Source organism: Bradyrhizobium diazoefficiens (assembly GCF_016616235.1).
GTDB lineage: Bacteria > Pseudomonadota > Alphaproteobacteria > Rhizobiales > Xanthobacteraceae > Bradyrhizobium > Bradyrhizobium diazoefficiens_H.
Genome location: NZ_CP067100.1, coordinates 4,411,909 through 4,430,653, shown reverse-complemented (window position 1 = coordinate 4,430,653; position 18,745 = coordinate 4,411,909). Strand labels below are relative to the sequence as shown.

Below are 18,745 nucleotides of genomic sequence, written 5' to 3'. Positions count from 1 at the left end.
AGCTCGCAGCATTGGACTCGGAGGGGAGCCCCGAGGTTCATCCGAAGGCTGTGGAGGCGTCGAGAGCCGCTAGCCGCCCTTGCTGCGGATCAGGCCGGCGGTCTTCTGCTTTTCGCACCAATTGCTCATGCCGAGCCGGCGCTGGTCGAGATCGGTCGTTTGGGTCGCGACCGCGACCTCCGCCATGATGTCGTCGGCCTGCTTCTCGCCCATCTTGCCGCCGGTGTGCATCCAGGCAATCGCCTTGCGCACCTGCTCGGTGGTGCCGTCGGGCAGCTGCATCTGCTGCGCCTTCTGCACCAGGTCCTGGTAGACGACGTCGGTCCCCGGGCATTCGACTTTGGCGGCGAAGGCCTGCAGGACCATCGTCACATAGGTCGAGCGGGTATGGTCGTCGGCCGCCTCGGCTGGAGCTGCGATCAGCAACAGGCCTGCCATCAGAAAACGGGCGCGCATTCTTGGGTTACCTCCGCGATTTTTTACGGAGGCTAGCGTCCGGCGCGCCGCTCCGCAATGGTGCGGAGTCGGAAACCCGGTGGTCTAACGCTGCCAGGCCGGCACGGGATCGAGCGGGGTGCGGTAGACCTCGTTGTGATCCCGATCGGTGACGCGCACCGCGCAACCCTTCTGCTGCAGCTCCGGCTTCACCTGCGACAGCTCGCATGCCAATTGATCGGCGCGATCGGAGGCAACCTCGATGTCTTCGAGGATGATTCCGCCCTGGTTCTTGAACTCTTCACCAACCACGAGATCGAAGGAATAGTACGGCATCCGAATTCCCCGGTGTGACGACCCAAAATTCCGAACGAAGCCTTCAACGGAAGTCTTCAAAACATGCTGGATCGTACCACTGAGTCGATCTCTATCCGATGAACGGGCCGCACAATCTGTGTGCCTATGGCGCAGAAATGATGTGCGGTGAGCAGCGACGGTAAGATTTTATTAAACATGTTCGCGTGATCATGAGGCATGGAATTGCAGCAGAACCGGGCTCCGGGAACCGGCAGCTGCAAGAGAAGGCCGCCGGCATAAATCCCGACGGCCTTTTCTCTTGACGGAAGACGATCGAAACATCGCTCCCCGTAATCGCCCGGACTCAACGCACCCTATCGACTCGGACAGCGTGCAGCGGCGTTGCGTCATTGCTCGTTTAGTGCACCGGCATCGGCGGACGCACCACAGGTCCGTCGTCATCGGCGACGGCCTGTGTCGTGGTGACAGGTGCGACCGGCGGCGGGACTGCCGCAGCCTGTGACGGTGGCGGTGGCGCCAGCGGCGCGGGCGAATAGGCCGGCATGTAAGTATGCGACACCACCGGCTTCGGTTTCCGAACCGGCGGCGGCGCGGGGCGCGGCGGAAGCGCCGACAGGCGAGCCGGCGCAGCGACCGGCTTGGCCTCGGCCACAGGCTTCGGCGCGGGCGGCTTGGTCATCTCGCGGGCCATCTGCTCCTGGCCGGCCTTCAACTCGGCGATGGTCGTCTTGAGCTGCTCGATCTGCTGCGCCATCGCGGCGATGTCGCGCGTCATCGACTGCACCGATTGCGCTGCATCGGGCTGCGTCGCCGCGACAGCGGCGGCAGGCTGAGCCGGAGGCGGCGATGCGGATTGATCGGCGGTTTGATCGGTCGCCGCAGGCGGAGCATCAGTTGCCGCGGGCGGGGCGGCCTGCGCAGCCGCGACCGGCGCCGTCTGCGACGTCGAAGGCAGCAGCGAGGTCAATGCCGGCGTCCATTGGGCGAGCATCTGCCTTGCGGTCTCGCCTTGCTGATCCCAGGCGATTGCCGCCGCGGCGCTGCCGCCCGCGAACAGAAACGCGACGAATGCGCCGCGCAGCCACTTGCCGACCGCGGATCGCTTCTGCCGCCCGTGACCGCTGGCCTCGACGCGCACCGCGGTGTCGACCGATGGGGCCGCAGCTTGCGTCCCGTAGACGATGTTGATCTTGGGCTCCGGCGTGAATTTCGGCTCCGGGCGGATCGCGATGTCAGGCGCCAGCGCCGGAGAAGCGCCGATCGGGCGCGAAGCCCGCACCATGTCGGGCGAGATCTGAACCGCATCATGCGGATCGTTGTCCTTGACCGTGTCCTTCACGATCGCATCGACGATTTGCTTGCTGTTCAGCGTCGCGAGCATCGCAGCTCCTTTGAAGCGCTCTTCGTCCGCATTGGCGCGAGCCGATCTGTTGAGGTGAGCCCATCCCAAACCCATGACGCACGAGTCCAGCCGGGTTTGACCAAAGCAAGGCAAGGCGGTGGAGATGATGCGGCAGTCTTCCGCCGTTTGTGGTGATGGAACCGGGCCGACTGAACACGCGCAATTGTTCCAGCCTGCCTTGCTTTCAGCACGATTTGGGCAGCATCTGGTGAGGCTGGGGTGCTGCTAACCGCTATCGGGGGGCCGGTGGTGCCAAAATCTCTGATCGCCTTGTTCGTCGTTGCCTTGCTGCCGCTCGGCGGTTGCATGCAGGCAACGCTTTCGCCGTCGACCGACGCGAGCATGACGCCGCGCGACCGGCAGTTGCTCGCGCATACGCCTTACGCGCAGGCGAGCGTACCTGAGCAATATCTGCGTCACATCGTCGACTATCCGCGCAAGGAGCAGCCGGGCACGATCCTGGTCGATACCGATGCGCGCTATCTCTATTACGTGCTGCCTGATGGCAAGGCGATCCGCTACGGCGTTGCGGTCGGCGAGGAGGCGATGGCCTTCTCCGGCGTCGCGCGCGTCGGCCGCCTGGCGGAATGGCCGGACTGGGTGCCGACTGCGGAGATCCAGGCGCGACTCGGGCCGTATCCGGCGCGCGTTCCCGGCGGTCCCGCGAATCCCCTGGGTGCACGCGGCATCTATCTCTATGTCGGCAACAAGGACACGCTCTACCGCATCCACGGTACCAACCAGCCCGAATATATCGGGCAGGCGATCTCGTCCGGCTGCATCCGGATGCGCAACGAGGACGTGATCGATCTCTATGACCGCGTGAAGCTCAATTCGACGGTGGTGGTGCTGCCGCCGGGGCAGAACGCGCGCGTCGAGGCGGGACCCAGCTGGCGCGGGTGAGCAGCGGGAGTTCTGCCCGAAGCGTAGCGGTCGCAACGCTCACTCAAGCGTGAAAGGCGGGCGCTATCCGCGCTTAGTCCAGAGTGAATGCCTCACAGCCGTTTTGCTGCACTTGCGCTATGCCTCCCTGGCTCGTTGCCATTGGAGGCATCATGCAGAAATTCTTTTATCCATTGAATGAGACCGACCGCCGAATTGTTCGCAAGTGGCGGCTCGCTGCACTCGGCTTTTACGGATCGATCCTGGCCGCAATGGCGCTCTATGCGGCGATGCATTGGAATGCGGAGGTCAATTTCGCCTCGGTCGATTCCGGCGCACAGCAGAAGGTCGTCGCCGGCACGCCGAGACGCTGACCGGCATCGTCCGCGTCTTACTCGTCAGGCCGGGCAATGCGCCATTGCAGTGTCGTGGCGTTGCCGTTGGCATCGCCCGGCGCCTTGTCGGCGGGTGACGTATAGAGCGGGCGATAGCGGTAGGCCCACATCTTGCTGCCGTCGCTGCGGCCGATCACGGTGAAGTCGCCGACCGGCTTGGCGTCGGCGGTGGCGGGCAGCGGCACCCAGCTCTCGGCGCACTTGCCGTTGCAGTTCGAGGTCTTTCCGGTGGTGTCGCGCTCGTAATAGTAGAGCGTCATGCCCTTGAGATCGACCAGCTTGGGACCCTGCTTGGTCAGGACCACCTTGGCCGGTGCGCTGGTCGCCTCGGCTTTTGGCGGAGGAGGGGCATCGCCGCCGCCATGGCCGTTCGCAAGCGCAGGGACGGTCGAGAGGGCGACCGCCGCGGCAAAGATGACCAATCTGCGCATTCCAAGCTCCCGAGCGGCAAAGTTAATCACGCCTTAAGCACCGAGTGTTGCCGACGGTAGCAGCCGAAGGTTAGTTCCAGGTTTCGCAGGCCTGCGACAATTACGGACAAACGGCAGGACCAGAACGACGGGACTAGGCCTGCGCCTCGCGCAGCGGGGCGCGGCTGAGCTCGTTGCCGGCTGCGATCGCTTTGCGCAGCAGCCGCATCAGCTCCTCGCCTTCCCTGGGCGTCAGGCCGCGCAGCATGATGCGCTGGGCGGATTCCACCGCCGGCGCGATCTTGCGCAACGTGCGGCGACCCTCGTCGGTGATCTCGAGCTCGCGGGCGCGGCGGTCACGGCTGGAGGCGCGGCGTTCGGCAAGGCCCTTCTGCACGAGGCGATCGATCACGCCGGTGATGGTGGTGCGGTCGTAGGCGATCAGGCCGGCGAGCGTCACCTGGTCGAGCCCCGGATTGGCCTCGATGGTCGCCAGCGCGGCATATTGCACCGGCGTGAGGTCGAAGCCGGCATCGCCGACCTCGGCCAGAAACACCGCAACCGCGATCTGCTGGAACCGGCGCGCCAGATGTCCGGGCATGTCGTTGTTGTCTTTCACCGGATTCTCCTCCTGGGCAGGGCGGCGCGCGTCGTTGACAAGTATACTGATAGTCAGCATACTGAGCAATATCCAAACAGAACGTTGGCCGGGAGAGGTGTTCATGCAATTCCATCTCAATGGATTCCAGCCGGGCGATCCTGAAATCGCCGATCCCGCCGAGCGCGTGCAACCCTCGGGCGCGGCGGGCGCGTTGCCTGCCGAAGTCGACGTTCTCATCGTCGGCTGCGGCCCTGCGGGTCTCACGCTCGCCGCCCAGCTTGCGCAATTCCCCGATATCAAGACCTGCATCGTCGAACAGAAGCCGGCCCGCCTGCTGGTCGGGCAGGCCGACGGCATCGCCTGCCGTACCATGGAGATGTTCCACGCCTATGGCTTCAGCGAGCGCGTGCTGAAGGAGGCCTATTGGGTCAACGAGACCACGTTCTGGAAGCCCGACGAGCGGTCGCCGGACAAGATCGTCCGCAGTGGACGGGTGCAGGACGTCGAGGACGGACTGTCCGAATTCCCGCACGTCATCCTCAACCAGGCGCGCATCCATGACGGCTTTCTCGACGTCATGCGCAGATCGCCGGCTAAGCTCGAGCCGCATTACAGCCGCCGCCTGATCGATCTCGAGCTCGATCCGGCCGCAGGGCCCAGCGACCATGCCGTGACCGTGCGGCTCGAACGCGTCGATGCTGCGAACGAGGGCAAAGTCGAGATCGTCAAGGCCCGCTACGTCGTCGGCTGCGACGGCGCGCGCAGCACGGTGCGCAAGTCGATCGGCCGCGAGTTGCATGGCGATTCCGCCAACCACGCCTGGGGCGTGATGGACGTGCTGGCGGTGACCGATTTTCCGGATATCCGCTTCAAGGCACTGATCCAGTCGGCGAAGGACGGGAGCCTGCTGATCATTCCGCGCGAAGGCGGCTACATGGTCCGCCTCTATGTCGAGCTGGCCAAGCTCGACGTCGGCGAGCGTGTCGCCAATCGCAACATCACCGCCGAGGACGTGATTGCGAAAGCGCAGCGGATCCTGAAGCCGCATACGCTGGAGGTGAAGGAGATCGCCTGGTGGTCGGTCTACGAGATCGGCCAGCGCCTGACCGACAAGTTCGATGACGTGGCGGAGGCCGAGATCGAGAGCCGCCTGCCGCGCATCTTCATCGCCGGCGATGCCTGCCATACCCACAGCCCAAAGGCGGGGCAGGGCATGAACGTCTCGATGCAGGACGCCTTCAATCTCGGCTGGAAGCTTGCCGCCGTTCTCCGCAAGCAGTGTGCGCCGCACCTGCTGCATTCTTATTCGGCCGAGCGCCAGGCCGTGGCGAAAGAGCTGATCGATTTCGACCGCGAATGGGCGGGCATTTTGGCCTCCGCCGCCAAGGCCGGCGGTGCCGATGCCGCCAAGACGCAGGACTATTTTGTCAGGCACGGCCGCTACACTGCGGGCACTGCTACGCATTACCGTCCGTCGGTTCTCACGGGTGCCGGGACATATCAGCATCTCGCCGAAGGCCTCGTCATCGGCACGCGCTTCCATTCCGCACCTGTCATTCGGCTGGGAGACGCCAAGCCGGTCCATCTTGGGCATGCCGGGCAGGCCGACGGCCGCTTCCGTATCTATGCGTTCTCGCCCGCGGAAGATCCTGCGGCCGCCGGCTCGGCCATTCGCGTGTTGTGCAACTTCCTCGCCGAAGCCCGGGAGTCGCCATTGAGGCGCTATACGCCCGGCGGCGCCGATATCGACAGCGTGATCGATTTGCGCGCAGTCTTCCAGCAGGATCATCGCGCGCTCGCCATTGAGGCGATGCCGGCGCTGCTGCTCCCGCGCAAGGGCCGCTACGGTCTCATCGACTACGAGAAGATGTTCTGTCGGGACCTCAAGAGCGGCCACGACGTCTTTGCGATGCGCGGCATCGACCGGAAGACGGGCTGCATGGTCGTGGTCCGGCCGGACCAGTACGTCGCCGCCGTGCTGCCGATCGACGGCTTTGCTGCGCTTGCGTCGTACTTCGACGGCTTCATGCGGAAGGCGAATTGACGGACGCGCAGCGCTCCTGCGCGCTGCGCCGATGAACGGCGAATGAATATTGAACCGCGCGCGACGTGCATCTCGATCTTTCGGCTGATGCGACGACTGCGCGCGGAACGCCCATTCCGCTGGCGCGTTCCGACCTGCACAGGAGGACTACGCCATGAGGCTCAAAACCGCTTTAGTTGCAGCATTGCTGCTCGCCCCGACGGCCGCGCTGGCCGCGCCGGGCATCGTCACCGTCTCGACCGGCCTGCGCGCCGGTCCGGGGTCGGGCTTTCCCCTGGTCGATCGCATCCCCGGGGGCGCCCGCGTCAACATCCATGGTTGCCTGCGCGGCAATGCCTGGTGCGACGTGAGCTTCTCCGACGATCGCGGCTGGGTGTCGTCGCAATATCTCGAATATCTCTACCGCAATCATTACGTCTATCTCCCCGACTATGTCGATGAGGTCGACGTGCCGGTCGTGCCCTTCGTGCTGAGCTCGTACTGGTCGAGCTATTATGAGGGGCGGCCCTGGTATCGGCGCTACGCCTACTGGAATAATTACTGGACCTCGCACGAGCGCCTGGCGACGCGGATGACGATCGATCCGCGCGCGGCCCGGATCGGCCGCGCGGCGACGCGCGATGCGGCGGTCGCACTGGAACGCGAGGGCGTGCGCGGAAGGACCAACGTCAGGAGCGACGCCGCGATCTCCGGGCGTGATGCCGCGACGGTGCGCCACGACGCCGCGATCGCGAGGCGCGACGCCGCGGTGACGGCCGACCGGACGCGCGCCGGACAAAGCGAGCGTTTCGCGCATGAGCGGACCAATATACAGAGCCGCAATCCGCGCGACGCACAGGCCCGCATGATGCACGAGCAGGCCGCCGGCCGCGCCGCGGTCCATGCGCAGCCGATGGCGCGTGCGCATGAAGCGCCGCGTGTCTCGGCGGCGCCTGCAGCGCGTTCCGCAGCGCCGCACATGGCTCAGCCGAATGTCAGTCGTGGCGCGCCGATGAACGCCCATGCGCAGATGCCGGCGCCGCGCGCGGCGGCACCTGCGATGCCGCACGGCGGCGGCGGTGCGCCGCACTTCAACGCTGCTCCGCATGGCGGCGGCGCGCCGGCCGGCGGCCCCGGTGGCGGTCACGACAAGCGCTGATGTTGCCAGGGAAAGCCCGGCCCTCGCGCCGGGCTTTCTTTTTGAGCCGCGGCGAGTTCCCTGCGCGCACAATTTGAGTCAGTTCTTCGCGGGCAGATTTCATCGATCGTAAGATGTGTACCCAAAGATGTAAGCATCCACTCGGGGCAGCGGGGCACACGGGAGGATGCAAATGAGACAGAGCCAGGCGGAAACGCGCCGCCAACAGAATGTCGCGAAGCGGTCGATGACCAAGGAGGCCAAGCAGCTGGCGGGACTGATCGCCGGATTGCGCAAATCCCTCGACGGGATTCACAAGGAGCGGACGAGCACCAAGCTTACCGGCGCCGAGATGGGCATGCTCGACGAGCGCCGGAATAATTTGCTGCTCACCATCGCAGCCCTCGACGATCGCCTCTCGGCGGTGCAGGGGTTGATCGATCTCGGCCGCCCTCACATTATCCGCGTGCACTGAGCGGACCTGCGGGCGCTAGCGGTTCCGTCGCGGCGGCGATGGACCCAGGCCCGGCTGACGGTTTTTGCATGGCACAGGGTTGGCTTAGCAACGGGCGGACTGCCCGGACGCGGTCACCGCGCATTGTGCCATCGACGTGAAGCCGCAATCGATCGAGCTGCCGTCGATGGTGTAGACCTCGATACAGACGGGCCAGCACGGATCGTAGGTCTGCGCCTCTGCCAGTGGAGTGCCGAGCATGGCCGCACCAGGCAAGCCCGCGACAAGCAGAATCGCATTCAGATGCCTGGCATGATCAGCTTCCGTGGCTCAGGCTGGACCAAAGCACAATGCCCTCGTGGATGGCACCAAATTGCCACGCTCCCGGCGAATTGCCGCCAAAGCCCGCTGCCACGAGGAGAGCGGGTGCAGGCAACGCAAGGGGATGCGCATTGGCCTATAAGATGGTCGCAGAACGCGACAATGAGAAGTGCAGTTTCGCCCGCGAGAGCCGGCTGCTGATCGTGGCAAAGGCCAAGGTATGGGCCAGCGAAGGATGGCAGGTTGTCATCACCGACCAGGACGGCAAGGCCTATACGCCGCCCGAATTCGATCAGCTATTGGCGGCGTGACCGCGCGACGGGGCAGGGGAAGGATTTGGATTCGCTATTTCGACCGGGGCGCGATGTGATCGCGCCTGTGATGACTTTGGCAGCCGCCGCAGCGCTGACGGCGACGGTCGCGTCTGCGCAAAATCTGGACGCTGGCAAATCGCCCGAAAAGCTCTTTGCCGACGGCTGCGCGACCTGCCATCGCAGTCCGCGGGGGCTTGCGAAGGGGCGCTATAGCCTCACGCTGTCCTGGTTCCTGCAGGACCATTATTCCGCGAGTTCCGACTCCGCCAAGGTCCTCGCGGCCTATCTGGTATCGGTCGATACGCCGCCTCCTGGCGCCGCAGGAAAACCTGCCAAAAGGCCTTCGCGATCCAAGCCGCATCCGCCCCAACCAGTACAGACTCAGTAATCGCCGCCCGGCTACGTACGCCGATAGGTCTGCGCGATCAGGCGGTCGTGCACGGCGCGCAGGTCGGCATTCATCCGCGTCTGTCCCGTGGTGATGTAGGACAGCCAGGCGCCGTCGGCAGCGAGGCGGACGATATGGAGCTCGGGCGCGCCGTCGGTCGTGCGATGGCGCTTCAAGCGGGCCTTGATCCAGTCGTTCCAGAGCCGCCGCAGTGACGGATCGGTGACGACGACCATGCTGAGCGCCGCCCAGGGCGTGGCGAATCCGAAAGCCTTGCCGGTGAACACCGCGTTGACATAAGCGCGGGTAAAGCTGCCGTGCGGCTTGGGATCGGCCTCGATGGCCGCGTCGATCTCGGCATCGACGCGGGCGAGGAGGTCGGCGAACAGGCCCTCGATCAGCGCCTGCTTGCTGCCGAAATGATGAAACAGCCCGCCCTTGGTGACGCCGGCGGCCGCCGCGACCGCCTGCACCGTCACCCCCGATACGCCGTGGTCCACGGCGATCGCCGCGGCGCAGTCGAGCAGGGCGCGCCGCACCTGCTCGGGCTGCTTGGCGCGGGTGTAGGCGCTTTCCGCCATCAATGCACGCTCGTCTCCGAGAACAGGTTGATGACCACGACCCCCGATACGATCAGGGCGATGCCGACGAAGGCCGCTGCGTCCAGCATCTGGCGGAACAGCACGAAGGAAACGGTGGCGGTGAGGATGATGCCGACGCCGCCCCAGATTGCATAGGCGATGCTCAGCGGAATGACCCGGATCGCCACCGACAGCGCATAGAACGAGGCGACGTAGAACAGTACCATGGCCAGCGTCGGCCACGGCCGCGTGAACTGTGCGGACTGCTGCAGGAAGGCGGAGGCCGTGACCTCGAACACGATGGCGAGGGCAAGCGCTGTATAGGCGTTGAAGGCGGAGCTCATGGTCGATCCGGGTATGGCACAAAAGATACCGCGCGGTAGGTATGTTTAGGATCTAGACTGTGGCTTTTCGGTGGGCTGGCGGCGTCCGGAAGGTATCACCCGGACGTGACGAACCCGCGACGAATCGCTAGCCTTGTCCCGTCCGACAGATCGGGTGCCGCCATGCATATCCTCCGTCCCCAATTCCGCATCGAGAAGCAGCGTGCGCTGGAATTTGCCGGCCAGCGCGGTTTTGGCGTGATCGTGGCGGCGGACGAGCGTGGGCCGCGCGCCTCGCACGTGCCGTTCGTGCTGAGCGAGCGCGACGGACGTGCAATCGTGCAGATCCATTTCACGGCCAAAAATCCGCTGGTTGCGCTGGCGGATGGCACACGCCGCTTCCTGTTGATTGTTGCCGGCGACGACGCCTACATCTCCAACGACTGGTATTCCTCGCGCGACAACGTCTCGACCTGGCTCTACGAGGCCGTACACCTGTCCGGCGTGGCGCATCTGCGCGGCCTGGACGAGAACCGCGGACATGGCGATGCGCTGCTCGCGGTGTCCGAGGCGCGGCTGCCGAAGACGCCGTGGGACCTCGCGCAGATGGAGGGCGGCAAGCGCGAGAGCATGCTGGCAGCGATCCGGGTCGTCGATCTCGTGGTGGATCAGATCGAGGGCCAGGCCAAGCTCAACCAGCACAAGCCCGATGCAGACCATGTCGCGGTGGCAAACCAGCTGGCGCGGTCGCAGGAGAGCGGGCATCGGCGGCTGGCACAGAAGATGCGGGCGCTGCGGCCCGGACTTGGGTACGAAGGCCTGTAGCTTGCCAGATCCAGCGTTTGATCCTACGGACCTCTGATGCTCGTCATCTCGATTCAAAGTCAGGTGGTCCACGGCCATGTCGGCAACAGCGCGGCCGCTTATGCCATGCAGGCGGAGGGCGTGAACGTGGCGGCGGTGCCGACCACGCTGCTGTCGAACCATCCGCGCTATCCGAGCCTGCGCGGACGCGTGCTGGAGACCGAACTCGTCGCCGATCTGCTGAAGGGTGTCGAGGAGCGCGGTCTCGTTGATGAGGCGGCCGTGCTCGTCACCGGCTATCTCGGCTCGCCAGGCAATGCAGCCGTCATCGCCGATTTCGTCGGGCGGGCGCTCACGCGCAATTCGAAGCTGGTCTATCTCTGCGATCCCGTGATCGGCGACGACGGCCGCGTCTATGTCGCCGACGGCATTCTGGACGTTTTGAGACACCGTCTGCTGCCGGCAGCTAAGATCGCCACGCCGAACCAGTTCGAACTCGAGCTGCTGTCGGGCGTCGCGGTCGCGGATGCACGGGATCTGCGCGCAGCGTGCGCGGCGCTCGCAGGAACCCGTCGTATCGATGTCGTTGCCACCGGTTGCACGCTCACTGACACGGCGGCGGAGCAGGTGGAGACGATCCTGTGCGCCGACGGTCAATTGTCACGCTTTGCGACGCCGCGTCTGCCGATCCGCCCCTATGGCACTGGCGATCTCTTCACCGGCCTGATCGCTGCGCATCTGGCCAAGGGCCGGCCGATGGAGGCGGCAGCGAGTCTTGCGGTCGAGACCATCTTTGCGGTGCTGGTGCGCACGCAGGAAGCAGGCACAGCCGAGATGCGGCTCGTGCCGCTGCCGGGATCACAGGGCAATGCGTAGCGGCGTCAGGTCGTGCGCTTAGCCGCTGACTGCGCCGCTCTTTGCGGCTTGGCCCGGAGCTTCTGTTCGCGAGCGGCTTGTGCCTTTGGCGGCTTTGCGCTGGCTACGGCCCGCACCTTCTTCGGCTTGGTATTGGCGGCTTCCTTGCGATCGGTCGCAACGCCACGCTTGGACACGTATTCCTGGCCGTCGATCGGGCCAACATGCGGCGGATCTCGGCCGAGATAGGGCCGGCCGATGCCGAGCGCCTTACCATTGGCATCAACCCATTTCCACAGCACTTCGGTCGAAACCCAGCGCTGCGCGCGGTTGTTGCCGGCGGTCGAAACGATGTCGGCGGCCATGCCGTGACCATAGCCGCCGCGCATGCTGCCGCCATGATAGGAACGATCGGAGGCGGCTTTCAGGCCGCTCGCGATCGACTGGCGATAGTCGTCACGGAACGCACTGGTGATGCCCGGCGAGAGGCCGGCGGCCTCGGCCGCCAGCAGCGTGCGGAACAGCTTTCGCTTGAAGCTCTTGTCCATGCCGCCGATGACGTAATCCATCATCGACATGCCGGCGTGCTCGGCCGCCTTCGGATCCTTCCAGCTGAAATCCTCGTCGACCAGCTTGGTGAAGCTGCGCATCACGGTGACGGTCTTGCCCCTGCGCTTGACGGTCACGGCGCGGCGCTCCTCGACCTTGATCGAGTCTTCCTTGGGCGTGCGCTGGTAGAGCGTCCAGAGATAGCGGTCGATGCAGGCGTCGATGACGAAACATTCGTCGAGCACGGCGACGGTATCGGCCGGCGGCGAGGCCTTCTCGGCCGCTGCAGGCCCGCTGACGATCGCTGCGGGCGACAGCGCATCTGGCGCGACGATCGCGGTGGGATCGGCGGAGGCAACCTTGACGGGCTCCGGCTCCGGTGGAGCCTCGCTGACGACGGGCTCCGGTTCAGGCGAAATCTGCGCCGCAGGCGGCACTTCCGCTGGCAAGATCAGCGCAGGATCCGCTGAGGCGAGCTTGATGGCGGGGGCGGGCGCTTCGGGCGCGGCTGCTTCGGCAATTGGTGGGCTTGCTGCGACAGAAGCCGCGATGTCGGCGGTCAGCGCGATGCCATCTTCGATGGTCGCAGCGCGCGGGACATCGGCGAGTTCGAGACGGGTGAGATCTTTCGCACGGGACACCGCAGCCGCATTGGCGCCGCTGTTCTCGATCAGCGCCGGAGCGTAGGCGGAGAGGGAGAGCGCCAGCCAGCCGGCCATCACGGCCGAGGGGCAGGAGACCGCCACAAGAAGAGACCGCCGATCGTTCATGATCCCTGCCTCCAAACGGTTCTGTTCAAAACTCGTCTTGTCCGAACAGTCTTGATGCAAACAGTCTTGCATGAAAAGGCATGTAGCGCGTCGATTGTTCGGAGGATGATGTGGCGGCGCAATGGCGCAAATCACCGAAATCGGGCTTTTCAGGTGGGTGTTGCGCAAGGGCAACGCGGGTTCCATCGCGATTTGAGGGTGAGAGCACGGGAAAAAGCCCGCAAATACAGGTTCTTTGTCGAGAAATTGAGCAACCTCAATTTACTCGATCTTAGATTGAGGCAGTGCATGTCTCCCGCGCCGGCAACGTCCGGTAGAGTTGGGAAGGATACGATCGTGAAATTGAAATCCAAGCTGGCCGCGTTCGCCACCGATGAATCCGGCGCCACCGCAATCGAATACGGCCTGATTGCAGCGGGCATCGCGCTCGCCATCATCGAAGTGATTTACGCACTCGGCACTAACTTGGTCGCAAAACTGCAGGCGCTGGCGACGGCCTTGAATAGGCGTTGCGCGGCCTCTTCGCGTTCTTGCTTGATTGCGCTCCCTAATGTCGGAGTGGAGAAAGCGCCGCGGCGTTTACCCGGCGCCGCGCCGCAACCTTGCTGCTGGCGGTGCGTTGATCGGCCATGACGCATTCCTCGCTTCGTCCGATGGACGCCTTCGATCCCTCCGAGCCCGCTATCCTGCATGATCGTGTCTCCGGCACGATCATCACCTGGACCGCCGAGGAGGCCGAGGACTATCGCCGGGCCAGCCGGCCGCGCGCCGATGGAACCGTGGCCTGGAAGGCCTATGTCTTCGACGGCTGGGGCAACGTGATGGGTGGCTGAGCTTACGGCCGGCCGAGGAATGAAGCCGGCCGGGGCGTTAAACATATCGCCATGCGTGATGCGCGATGTTGCGTTGCAACAATGCATGTCGCACTGCAGCAAATCAGGCTTACATGTGCTCCGCACTTCCTTCAGGAGCATCACCATGAACAAGACTTTGTCCCTCGCCATTGCCGCTCTCGCCATCGCGGGCTCGACTGCCGCCTTCGCCGGCGAGCTGCCCACGTATCAGGCCAGTGGCATTCCGGTCTCGCCGGTGCAGGTCCGCGTACTCGGCGCCAACAATGTCGAGCAGCAGGTGACTGCGCCCGCCACCAGCGTGACAGCGCACCAGGCGAGCGTCCTGACCCCGCGCAAGGTGAAGACCGCGACCGCCACCACAGGCAGCGCCCGCTAAGTCGACATCGTACCGAGCCGAGAGCTTGGTGCCGCAGCTTTCCACGACGTCATGGCCGGGCTTGTCCCGGCCATTTTTTTGGGCGCGCATGTTCCATCGCATGTCGATGCGCTCACTGAGAACCCGTCGGCAGAAAGCTCATCGCAACGCGCGCGGTGTGGATCGCCGTTCGAAGCGAGTGTGATCTCTTTAATAGTTGCTTGGCGGATCGCGGTGCTTGATGCGGGCGCCGCTCATTGGCGGCCAAGAAATGATTTGAGCATCGCTTTGATATTGGAGGCCGTCATGCCCGTTGCGCAGAAAGTGGTTGTTGCCAGCACCTCGCCGCGTACTTTGATTCTGCGGCATCTGACGTTGTTCGCAGCCGCCGCACTGTTCGTGCTCCTGCTGAGCCTGACCTATGGGCTCGATCTCAGCCCCGGATTCTTCTGAGCGCTGCGCAAGCTCGAGGGCGAGCGGCCGTAGAGCTCGGCGAAGGTGGCGTTGAAGCGGCGCAGGCTGCTGAAGCCGGCTTGGAACGCGATGTCAGTCATGCTGTGACGGCCGGCGTCGAGCAGGCGCTTGGCGCGCTGGATGCGCAGCGTCTTCGCAAGCTGCTGTGGCGTGGCGCCGACATGCCGCTCGAACAAGCGCGCCAGATGGCGCGAGGAGATGCCGAGCCGCATCGCCAGCGTCACGACCGAGTCTTGGTCGAGCGCGCCTTGGTTGATCAGCTTCACCGCGCGCGCGACCGTCGAGCGCGTGCCGTTCCATGCCGGGCAGAACGGCGCGGTTTCGGGCCGGCAACGCAGGCAAGGGCGGAAGCCGGCGGCTTCGGCTGCGGCGGCTGTCGGATAATAGACGACATTGCGCGTCAGCGGCTGCTTGGCCGGACACACCGGGCGGCAATAGATGCCGGTCGTCTTCACCGCGGTGAAGAAGCGGCCGTCATAGCAGGGGTCCCTGCGCAGGCGCGCGGCATTGCAATCTTCAAAACTCAGCATGGCCGGATGATAGCGCATGCCGGCGCGGGGGAAAGGCCTGGGGGATGACCGAGTCCGATTGTGGCGAGCCGCGGCGTGGGCGCCGGCTTAGAACGCGGCTCTCAAATGCAAGCCGGGGAATCATCGTGACCAGCTCGAAAGACATCGTCCTCAACGCCTGGAAGACCTTTTCATCGCGCGACAAGGACCGCATCGCGGCACTGTTCACCGATGACGCCGAATGGATCGCACCGAAGGGCAACGCCACCGCCGTCGCGCTCGACCACACCGATCACATGGTCGGCGCGAAGCAGATCGCGCGCTTCATCGCGCAGGAGATGCACAGGATGTTTTCCGAGATCGACATCGCTTTTCGCGGCGTCTATGCCGACGGCGACGTCGTGATCGTGGAGGAGCGGATGCGCGCGAGGCTTGCGGGCGGCAGGCCGTACGAGAACGACTATTGCTTCGTGTTCACCTTGGCCGGCGACAAGATCCGCGAAGTCAGGGAATACATGGATACGCGCAAGAGTTGGCGGATGGTGTTTGGCGAGGACGTGCGATGAGTGGGTCTGCCTGGAGCAATCTCACCGCGGCCCAGCTCTGCAGCCGCGTCGGTTGAGCCGGTTCACATCCTGACATAAGGCATCCTAATGGATCAGCGGACGAGCGGCGCTGACGCTCCCACTCACACAAGCCATGCGACGCCGGCGCTGCTCGGTGTCGTCTGCGGCCTGTCGGCGGCGCTGTTCTGGGCGCTGGGCTTTGCCGGCACGCGGCATGGTCTCAAGGTCGGCTTCACGCCGGTCGATCTGCTCGTGCATCGCTATGTCTGGTCGGGGATCGCGTTCCTGCCGCTGGTCTTGCGCGCCGGCATCTCCGATCTCTGCGGCATCGGCTGGGGCAGGGGCCTTGCGTTGATGGTGCTGGGCGGGCCCGTGATGGCGCTGATCTCCTATGCTGGTTTCATGTTCGTGCCGCTCGGCCACGGCAGCGTGATCCAGCCGTCCTGCGCCACGCTCGGCGGCCTCTTGCTGGCGGCAGTGTTTCTCAAAGAGCGGATCTCCGCCTCGCGCCTGGTCGGCGCCCTCGTCATCGTCGGCGGCCTCGGGGTGATCGGCGCCGAATCGATCCGCCACATCGGCGCCGACGGGGTGCAGGGCGATCTGATCTTCGTGCTGACCGGATTGATGTTCGCGGGTTTCGGTGCGCTGCTGCGCCACTGGCGCGTCTCCGCGGTCTCGGCGGCACTCGTGATCAACGTGCTGTCGCTGCTGCTCCTGCCGGTCTATCTCGCAACCGGAGGGCTCGCCCGCCTGGCAGCAATTGGCATCAGCGAAAACGCGATCCAGGCGCTGGCACAGGGCGTTCTCGCCGGGCCCGGCGCGCTCTATCTCTATGCCGTCTCGGTCCAGCGCCTTGGCGTCGCCCGCGCCGCCGTGTTCCCGGCGATCGTGCCGGCCCTGACGCTGCTGGTCGGCTGGCCGCTGCTAGGCGAGGCCCCGACCACGTTGCAACTGGCGGGCCTGGGGACAGTGCTGTGCGGATTTTACCTGGCGCAGCGGCAGCGCTGATTCCCGTTGAGGGATCAACCTTCCGTCATCGTGAGGCGGCAATTGGCTGCTAGTGCTTGTGCCCCACCATGGCAAGCTTAGCTATCGGGATGCGGATTTCCGCGCCGCCTCCTTTCAGGTAAAACCGTTGCATGAGCGAGATCGAAACGCTGTTCGGTGTGCTGCGCCAGTCGGTCGACGAGAGCATCGCCGGCCTGATCGAGCGCATGGTGCGGGAGGCGCCGGACCATGCCCTCTCCAAGATCAACCCGTTGCACCTCGCCGGCCAGCACGGCCTCGACGAGGAGCAGGTGATCGGTGCCCTGCTGCACGCGGTCGGGCTCGGCATCCTCGAGATGACCTGGAGCGTGATGTGCCCGAGCTGTGCCGGCGTGCTCTCCGCCAACAAGAGCCTCAAGACGGTCAACAGCCCGCAGTATCACTGCGCGTTCTGCGCGGCCGGCTATGAGACGACGCTGGACAATCTGGTCGAGGTGACCTTCACGGTCAGCCCGCGCGTGCGCAAGATCGCCGCCCACAATGCCGACGAGCTCTCGCTCGCCGAATATTATCGCCAGGTGTTCTGGAGCTCGGCGATCGACCTGCCTGATGACGTCGATGGGCTGCTGCGCGAGCTCACGCTGGAAGCCGTCGACCTGCCGCCGGGCGAGCGGGCGATCCTGTCGCTGCAGGTGCCGGCGGGCATGCTGATCCTGTTCGATCCGGTGACGCACACCGCGCAGTTCATAGAGGTCAAAGGCGAGGAGACCGCGGAGCGCCAGAACCTGGCGCTGATCTTCAACAAGGCCGACGTGCCGGTCGACGCCGTCATGCTTCGCCCCGGCGCGCTGCGACTCACTTTGGAGAACCGTACCGACACGCGCGTGCTGCCGGCGGTGTGGGTCGCCAACGAGCGGCTCGATGCAATCCTGACGCGGCGCAAGCCCAGCCTCACCGCAAAACGCCTGCTCACCAACCAGACCTTCCGCGATCTCTACCGCACCGAGACGCTCGCGATCGGCCAGCGGCTGAAGATCCTGAGCCTGACCTTCCTGTTCTCCGACCTCAAGGATTCCACCGGGCTCTACGAGCATGTCGGCGACCTCGTCGCCTTCGATCTCGTCAACGAGCATTTCCGCCTGCTGCAGGAGATCATCGCCGCCGAGCGCGGCGCCGTGGTCAAGACCATCGGCGATGCCGTGATGGCGACGTTCGAGACTCCCGACCGGGCGATTGCGGCGGCGATCCGCATGCGCGAGGCCATGAGCGAGCTCGGCGCCCAGCGCCAGCAGCAGGGCCTGCTGCTCAAGATGGGCATCCACGAGGGATCGTGCCTGGCGGTCACGCTCAACGGCCAGCAGGACTATTTCGGCCAGACCGTCAACATCGCCTCGCGCATCCAGGGCCTCGCCGCCTCGCGCTCGATCGTGGTGACCGAGCAGGTGATCGACAACGCGCACACGCGGACCCTGCTCGAGGCCGGCGGCCTCGTCCCGACCCGCCGCAGCGTCGCGCTGAGCGGGATCGCGGAGCGGGTGTCGGTGTACGAGATCCCGTGAGGGTGCTCCGCCATGACCATCCTCCTCAACATCGACGTCCCTGACGTCGCCGCCGCGACGACCTTCTACACCGCCGCCTTCGGCCTGACGGTCGGCCGCCGCTTCGGCACCGACTTCGTCGAACTGCTCGGCTGGCCGGCGCCGGTGTACCTGCTCGCCAAAGACGCCGGCACGCTTGGCGCGGGCGGCGATCGCCGCCGCTATGAGCGGCACTGGACGCCTGTGCATATCGACGTCGTCGTCGACGATGTCGATGCCGCCGTCGAACGCGCGCTTGCCGCCGGTGCGGTGCTCGAGGCGCCTGCGCGCGATGCGCCCTATGGGCGGATCGCGATGCTGGCCGATCCGTTCGGACACGGGTTCTGTCTGCTGCAATTCAGCGAACGCGGCTACGACGCGCTGCTCGGTTAGAACGAGCCGCTTGCAGCAAATCCTTTACCATGGCGTCCGGTCGCGGCTCGCCCTTTGCAACATTAGG

Annotated in this window: 26 protein-coding genes and 1 pseudogene; 17 read left to right on the top strand and 10 right to left on the bottom strand. The window is 65.2% G+C overall.

The window, feature by feature from the left end; genetic code table 11:
- Window positions 1–69 precede the first annotated feature (69 nt).
- The 3 genes from JJB99_RS21070 to JJB99_RS21060 all read right to left on the bottom strand — a co-directional run bounded on the left by JJB99_RS21070 (window position 70) and on the right by JJB99_RS21060 (window position 2,134).
- Complete coding sequence (locus JJB99_RS21070; RefSeq protein ID WP_200494244.1) at window positions 70–456, bottom strand: hypothetical protein; 387 nt, start codon at window positions 454–456, stop codon at window positions 70–72.
- An 84-nt stretch (window positions 457–540) separates the two neighbouring features.
- Window positions 541–771 carry a DUF6894 family protein gene (locus tag JJB99_RS21065; RefSeq protein WP_200494243.1) on the bottom strand — a complete coding sequence of 77 codons (231 nt, stop codon included), beginning with the start codon at window positions 769–771 and terminating at the stop codon, window positions 541–543.
- Window positions 772–1,150: 379 nt separating this feature from the next.
- On the bottom strand, window positions 1,151–2,134 hold the full coding sequence (locus JJB99_RS21060) for a hypothetical protein (protein ID WP_200494242.1): 984 nt from the start codon (window positions 2,132–2,134) through the stop codon (window positions 1,151–1,153).
- A gap of 327 nt (window positions 2,135–2,461) precedes the next feature.
- Here JJB99_RS21060 and JJB99_RS21055 point away from each other — a divergent pair, with 327 nt between their 5' ends.
- Window positions 2,462–3,058 carry a L,D-transpeptidase gene (locus tag JJB99_RS21055; RefSeq protein WP_200500235.1) on the top strand — a complete coding sequence of 199 codons (597 nt, stop codon included), beginning with the start codon at window positions 2,462–2,464 and terminating at the stop codon, window positions 3,056–3,058.
- 152 nt (window positions 3,059–3,210) lie between these two features.
- On the top strand, window positions 3,211–3,411 hold the full coding sequence (locus tag JJB99_RS21050; protein WP_200494241.1) for a hypothetical protein: 201 nt from the start codon (window positions 3,211–3,213) through the stop codon (window positions 3,409–3,411).
- 17 nt (window positions 3,412–3,428) lie between these two features.
- Here the strand turns inward: JJB99_RS21050 and JJB99_RS21045 are convergent, their stop codons facing one another.
- Window positions 3,429–3,863 carry a COG4315 family predicted lipoprotein gene (locus tag JJB99_RS21045; RefSeq protein ID WP_200494240.1) on the bottom strand — a complete coding sequence of 145 codons (435 nt, stop codon included), beginning with the start codon at window positions 3,861–3,863 and terminating at the stop codon, window positions 3,429–3,431.
- Between the two features lie 133 nt (window positions 3,864–3,996).
- Entirely contained in the window at window positions 3,997–4,461 is a 465-nt protein-coding gene (locus JJB99_RS21040; RefSeq protein WP_200494239.1) for a MarR family winged helix-turn-helix transcriptional regulator, read from the bottom strand.
- A gap of 103 nt (window positions 4,462–4,564) precedes the next feature.
- Between JJB99_RS21040 and JJB99_RS21035 the strand changes: the two genes are divergently transcribed.
- The 3 genes from JJB99_RS21035 to JJB99_RS21025 all read left to right on the top strand — a co-directional run bounded on the left by JJB99_RS21035 (window position 4,565) and on the right by JJB99_RS21025 (window position 8,079).
- Window positions 4,565–6,487 (top strand): FAD-binding monooxygenase, encoded by a 1,923-nt coding sequence (locus JJB99_RS21035; protein ID WP_200494238.1) that lies wholly within the window; start codon window positions 4,565–4,567, stop codon window positions 6,485–6,487.
- 154 nt (window positions 6,488–6,641) lie between these two features.
- On the top strand, window positions 6,642–7,625 hold the full coding sequence (locus tag JJB99_RS21030) for an SH3 domain-containing protein (RefSeq protein ID WP_200494237.1): 984 nt from the start codon (window positions 6,642–6,644) through the stop codon (window positions 7,623–7,625).
- Window positions 7,626–7,797: 172 nt separating this feature from the next.
- Window positions 7,798–8,079, top strand: a complete 282-nt coding sequence (locus JJB99_RS21025) for a hypothetical protein (RefSeq protein ID WP_200494236.1) — start codon at window positions 7,798–7,800, stop codon at window positions 8,077–8,079.
- An 84-nt stretch (window positions 8,080–8,163) separates the two neighbouring features.
- Here the strand turns inward: JJB99_RS21025 and JJB99_RS21020 are convergent, their stop codons facing one another.
- Window positions 8,164–8,319, bottom strand: coding sequence for a DUF3551 domain-containing protein (locus JJB99_RS21020; protein ID WP_200494235.1), 156 nt, complete (start codon window positions 8,317–8,319; stop codon window positions 8,164–8,166).
- A gap of 191 nt (window positions 8,320–8,510) precedes the next feature.
- Between JJB99_RS21020 and JJB99_RS21015 the strand changes: the two genes are divergently transcribed.
- Together JJB99_RS21015 and JJB99_RS21010 are read left to right on the top strand one after the other, a co-directional pair.
- On the top strand, window positions 8,511–8,690 hold the full coding sequence (locus JJB99_RS21015) for a hypothetical protein (RefSeq protein ID WP_200500454.1): 180 nt from the start codon (window positions 8,511–8,513) through the stop codon (window positions 8,688–8,690).
- Window positions 8,691–8,760: 70 nt separating this feature from the next.
- Window positions 8,761–9,081, top strand: a complete 321-nt coding sequence (locus JJB99_RS21010; RefSeq protein WP_200500234.1) for a hypothetical protein — start codon at window positions 8,761–8,763, stop codon at window positions 9,079–9,081.
- 11 nt (window positions 9,082–9,092) lie between these two features.
- Here the strand turns inward: JJB99_RS21010 and JJB99_RS21005 are convergent, their stop codons facing one another.
- Both JJB99_RS21005 and JJB99_RS21000 read right to left on the bottom strand, forming a co-directional pair.
- The gene (locus JJB99_RS21005; protein ID WP_200494234.1) at window positions 9,093–9,662 is read right to left on the bottom strand and encodes a TetR/AcrR family transcriptional regulator; all 570 of its coding nucleotides are present in this window, start codon (window positions 9,660–9,662) and stop codon (window positions 9,093–9,095) included.
- The gene (locus tag JJB99_RS21000) at window positions 9,662–10,006 is read right to left on the bottom strand and encodes a DMT family transporter (protein WP_200494233.1); all 345 of its coding nucleotides are present in this window, start codon (window positions 10,004–10,006) and stop codon (window positions 9,662–9,664) included. The genes JJB99_RS21005 and JJB99_RS21000 overlap by 1 nt, the downstream gene beginning before the upstream one ends.
- Window positions 10,007–10,168: 162 nt before the next feature.
- Between JJB99_RS21000 and JJB99_RS20995 the strand changes: the two genes are divergently transcribed.
- Both JJB99_RS20995 and pdxY read left to right on the top strand, forming a co-directional pair.
- Window positions 10,169–10,810, top strand: coding sequence for an FMN-binding negative transcriptional regulator (locus JJB99_RS20995; RefSeq protein WP_200494232.1), 642 nt, complete (start codon window positions 10,169–10,171; stop codon window positions 10,808–10,810).
- 36 nt (window positions 10,811–10,846) lie between these two features.
- On the top strand, window positions 10,847–11,665 hold the full coding sequence (gene pdxY / locus JJB99_RS20990; RefSeq protein ID WP_200494231.1) for a pyridoxal kinase: 819 nt from the start codon (window positions 10,847–10,849) through the stop codon (window positions 11,663–11,665).
- Between the two features lie 5 nt (window positions 11,666–11,670).
- Here pdxY and JJB99_RS20985 read toward each other — a convergent pair whose 3' ends face one another.
- Window positions 11,671–12,963, bottom strand: a complete 1,293-nt coding sequence (locus tag JJB99_RS20985) for a hypothetical protein (RefSeq protein WP_200494230.1) — start codon at window positions 12,961–12,963, stop codon at window positions 11,671–11,673.
- 336 nt (window positions 12,964–13,299) lie between these two features.
- On the opposite strand from JJB99_RS20985, the pseudogene JJB99_RS20980 reads away from it, so the two are divergent.
- From JJB99_RS20980 to JJB99_RS20965, 4 genes and pseudogenes are all read left to right on the top strand, one after another.
- Window positions 13,300–13,464: pseudogene (locus JJB99_RS20980) on the top strand (Flp family type IVb pilin); the annotation flags it as partial.
- 128 nt (window positions 13,465–13,592) lie between these two features.
- Window positions 13,593–13,796: a hypothetical protein gene (locus JJB99_RS20975; RefSeq protein ID WP_200494229.1), complete on the top strand. Its 204-nt coding sequence runs from the start codon at window positions 13,593–13,595 to the stop codon at window positions 13,794–13,796.
- Between the two features lie 145 nt (window positions 13,797–13,941).
- Complete coding sequence (locus tag JJB99_RS20970; RefSeq protein WP_200494228.1) at window positions 13,942–14,193, top strand: hypothetical protein; 252 nt, start codon at window positions 13,942–13,944, stop codon at window positions 14,191–14,193.
- A gap of 51 nt (window positions 14,194–14,244) precedes the next feature.
- Complete coding sequence (locus JJB99_RS20965; protein WP_200500453.1) at window positions 14,245–14,625, top strand: hypothetical protein; 381 nt, start codon at window positions 14,245–14,247, stop codon at window positions 14,623–14,625.
- Here the strand turns inward: JJB99_RS20965 and JJB99_RS20960 are convergent.
- Window positions 14,592–15,176: a bifunctional transcriptional activator/DNA repair enzyme AdaA gene (locus tag JJB99_RS20960; RefSeq protein ID WP_246774934.1), complete on the bottom strand. Its 585-nt coding sequence runs from the start codon at window positions 15,174–15,176 to the stop codon at window positions 14,592–14,594. The genes JJB99_RS20965 and JJB99_RS20960 overlap by 34 nt on opposite strands.
- 125 nt (window positions 15,177–15,301) lie before the next feature.
- Between JJB99_RS20960 and JJB99_RS20955 the strand changes: the two genes are divergently transcribed.
- The 4 genes from JJB99_RS20955 to JJB99_RS20940 all read left to right on the top strand — a co-directional run bounded on the left by JJB99_RS20955 (window position 15,302) and on the right by JJB99_RS20940 (window position 18,678).
- Window positions 15,302–15,721, top strand: a complete 420-nt coding sequence (locus JJB99_RS20955) for a nuclear transport factor 2 family protein (protein ID WP_200494226.1) — start codon at window positions 15,302–15,304, stop codon at window positions 15,719–15,721.
- A gap of 87 nt (window positions 15,722–15,808) precedes the next feature.
- On the top strand, window positions 15,809–16,729 hold the full coding sequence (locus tag JJB99_RS20950) for a DMT family transporter (protein ID WP_200494225.1): 921 nt from the start codon (window positions 15,809–15,811) through the stop codon (window positions 16,727–16,729).
- Window positions 16,730–16,860: 131 nt separating this feature from the next.
- Window positions 16,861–18,267, top strand: a complete 1,407-nt coding sequence (locus tag JJB99_RS20945) for an adenylate/guanylate cyclase domain-containing protein (RefSeq protein WP_200494224.1) — start codon at window positions 16,861–16,863, stop codon at window positions 18,265–18,267.
- Between the two features lie 12 nt (window positions 18,268–18,279).
- Window positions 18,280–18,678, top strand: coding sequence for a VOC family protein (locus tag JJB99_RS20940; protein ID WP_200494223.1), 399 nt, complete (start codon window positions 18,280–18,282; stop codon window positions 18,676–18,678).
- The last annotated feature ends 67 nt before the right edge of the window (window positions 18,679–18,745 follow it).

Coding starts and splice junctions, on each gene's coding strand:
- JJB99_RS21070 (WP_200494244.1), bottom strand. CDS start 456: ATGCGCGCCCGTTTTCTGATGGCAGGCCTGTTGCTGATCGCAGCTCCA.
- JJB99_RS21065 (WP_200494243.1), bottom strand. CDS start 771: ATGCCGTACTATTCCTTCGATCTCGTGGTTGGTGAAGAGTTCAAGAAC.
- JJB99_RS21060 (WP_200494242.1), bottom strand. CDS start 2,134: ATGCTCGCGACGCTGAACAGCAAGCAAATCGTCGATGCGATCGTGAAG.
- JJB99_RS21055 (WP_200500235.1), top strand. CDS start 2,462: ATGCAGGCAACGCTTTCGCCGTCGACCGACGCGAGCATGACGCCGCGC.
- JJB99_RS21050 (WP_200494241.1), top strand. CDS start 3,211: ATGCAGAAATTCTTTTATCCATTGAATGAGACCGACCGCCGAATTGTT.
- JJB99_RS21045 (WP_200494240.1), bottom strand. CDS start 3,863: ATGCGCAGATTGGTCATCTTTGCCGCGGCGGTCGCCCTCTCGACCGTC.
- JJB99_RS21035 (WP_200494238.1), top strand. CDS start 4,565: ATGCAATTCCATCTCAATGGATTCCAGCCGGGCGATCCTGAAATCGCC.
- JJB99_RS21030 (WP_200494237.1), top strand. CDS start 6,642: ATGAGGCTCAAAACCGCTTTAGTTGCAGCATTGCTGCTCGCCCCGACG.
- JJB99_RS21025 (WP_200494236.1), top strand. CDS start 7,798: ATGAGACAGAGCCAGGCGGAAACGCGCCGCCAACAGAATGTCGCGAAG.
- JJB99_RS21020 (WP_200494235.1), bottom strand. CDS start 8,319: ATGCTCGGCACTCCACTGGCAGAGGCGCAGACCTACGATCCGTGCTGG.
- JJB99_RS21010 (WP_200500234.1), top strand. CDS start 8,761: ATGACTTTGGCAGCCGCCGCAGCGCTGACGGCGACGGTCGCGTCTGCG.
- JJB99_RS21005 (WP_200494234.1), bottom strand. CDS start 9,662: ATGGCGGAAAGCGCCTACACCCGCGCCAAGCAGCCCGAGCAGGTGCGG.
- JJB99_RS21000 (WP_200494233.1), bottom strand. CDS start 10,006: ATGAGCTCCGCCTTCAACGCCTATACAGCGCTTGCCCTCGCCATCGTG.
- JJB99_RS20995 (WP_200494232.1), top strand. CDS start 10,169: ATGCATATCCTCCGTCCCCAATTCCGCATCGAGAAGCAGCGTGCGCTG.
- pdxY (WP_200494231.1), top strand. CDS start 10,847: ATGCTCGTCATCTCGATTCAAAGTCAGGTGGTCCACGGCCATGTCGGC.
- JJB99_RS20985 (WP_200494230.1), bottom strand. CDS start 12,963: ATGAACGATCGGCGGTCTCTTCTTGTGGCGGTCTCCTGCCCCTCGGCC.
- JJB99_RS20975 (WP_200494229.1), top strand. CDS start 13,593: ATGACGCATTCCTCGCTTCGTCCGATGGACGCCTTCGATCCCTCCGAG.
- JJB99_RS20970 (WP_200494228.1), top strand. CDS start 13,942: ATGAACAAGACTTTGTCCCTCGCCATTGCCGCTCTCGCCATCGCGGGC.
- JJB99_RS20965 (WP_200500453.1), top strand. CDS start 14,245: ATGGCCGGGCTTGTCCCGGCCATTTTTTTGGGCGCGCATGTTCCATCG.
- JJB99_RS20960 (WP_246774934.1), bottom strand. CDS start 15,176: ATGCTGAGTTTTGAAGATTGCAATGCCGCGCGCCTGCGCAGGGACCCC.
- JJB99_RS20950 (WP_200494225.1), top strand. CDS start 15,809: ATGGATCAGCGGACGAGCGGCGCTGACGCTCCCACTCACACAAGCCAT.
- JJB99_RS20945 (WP_200494224.1), top strand. CDS start 16,861: ATGAGCGAGATCGAAACGCTGTTCGGTGTGCTGCGCCAGTCGGTCGAC.
- JJB99_RS20940 (WP_200494223.1), top strand. CDS start 18,280: ATGACCATCCTCCTCAACATCGACGTCCCTGACGTCGCCGCCGCGACG.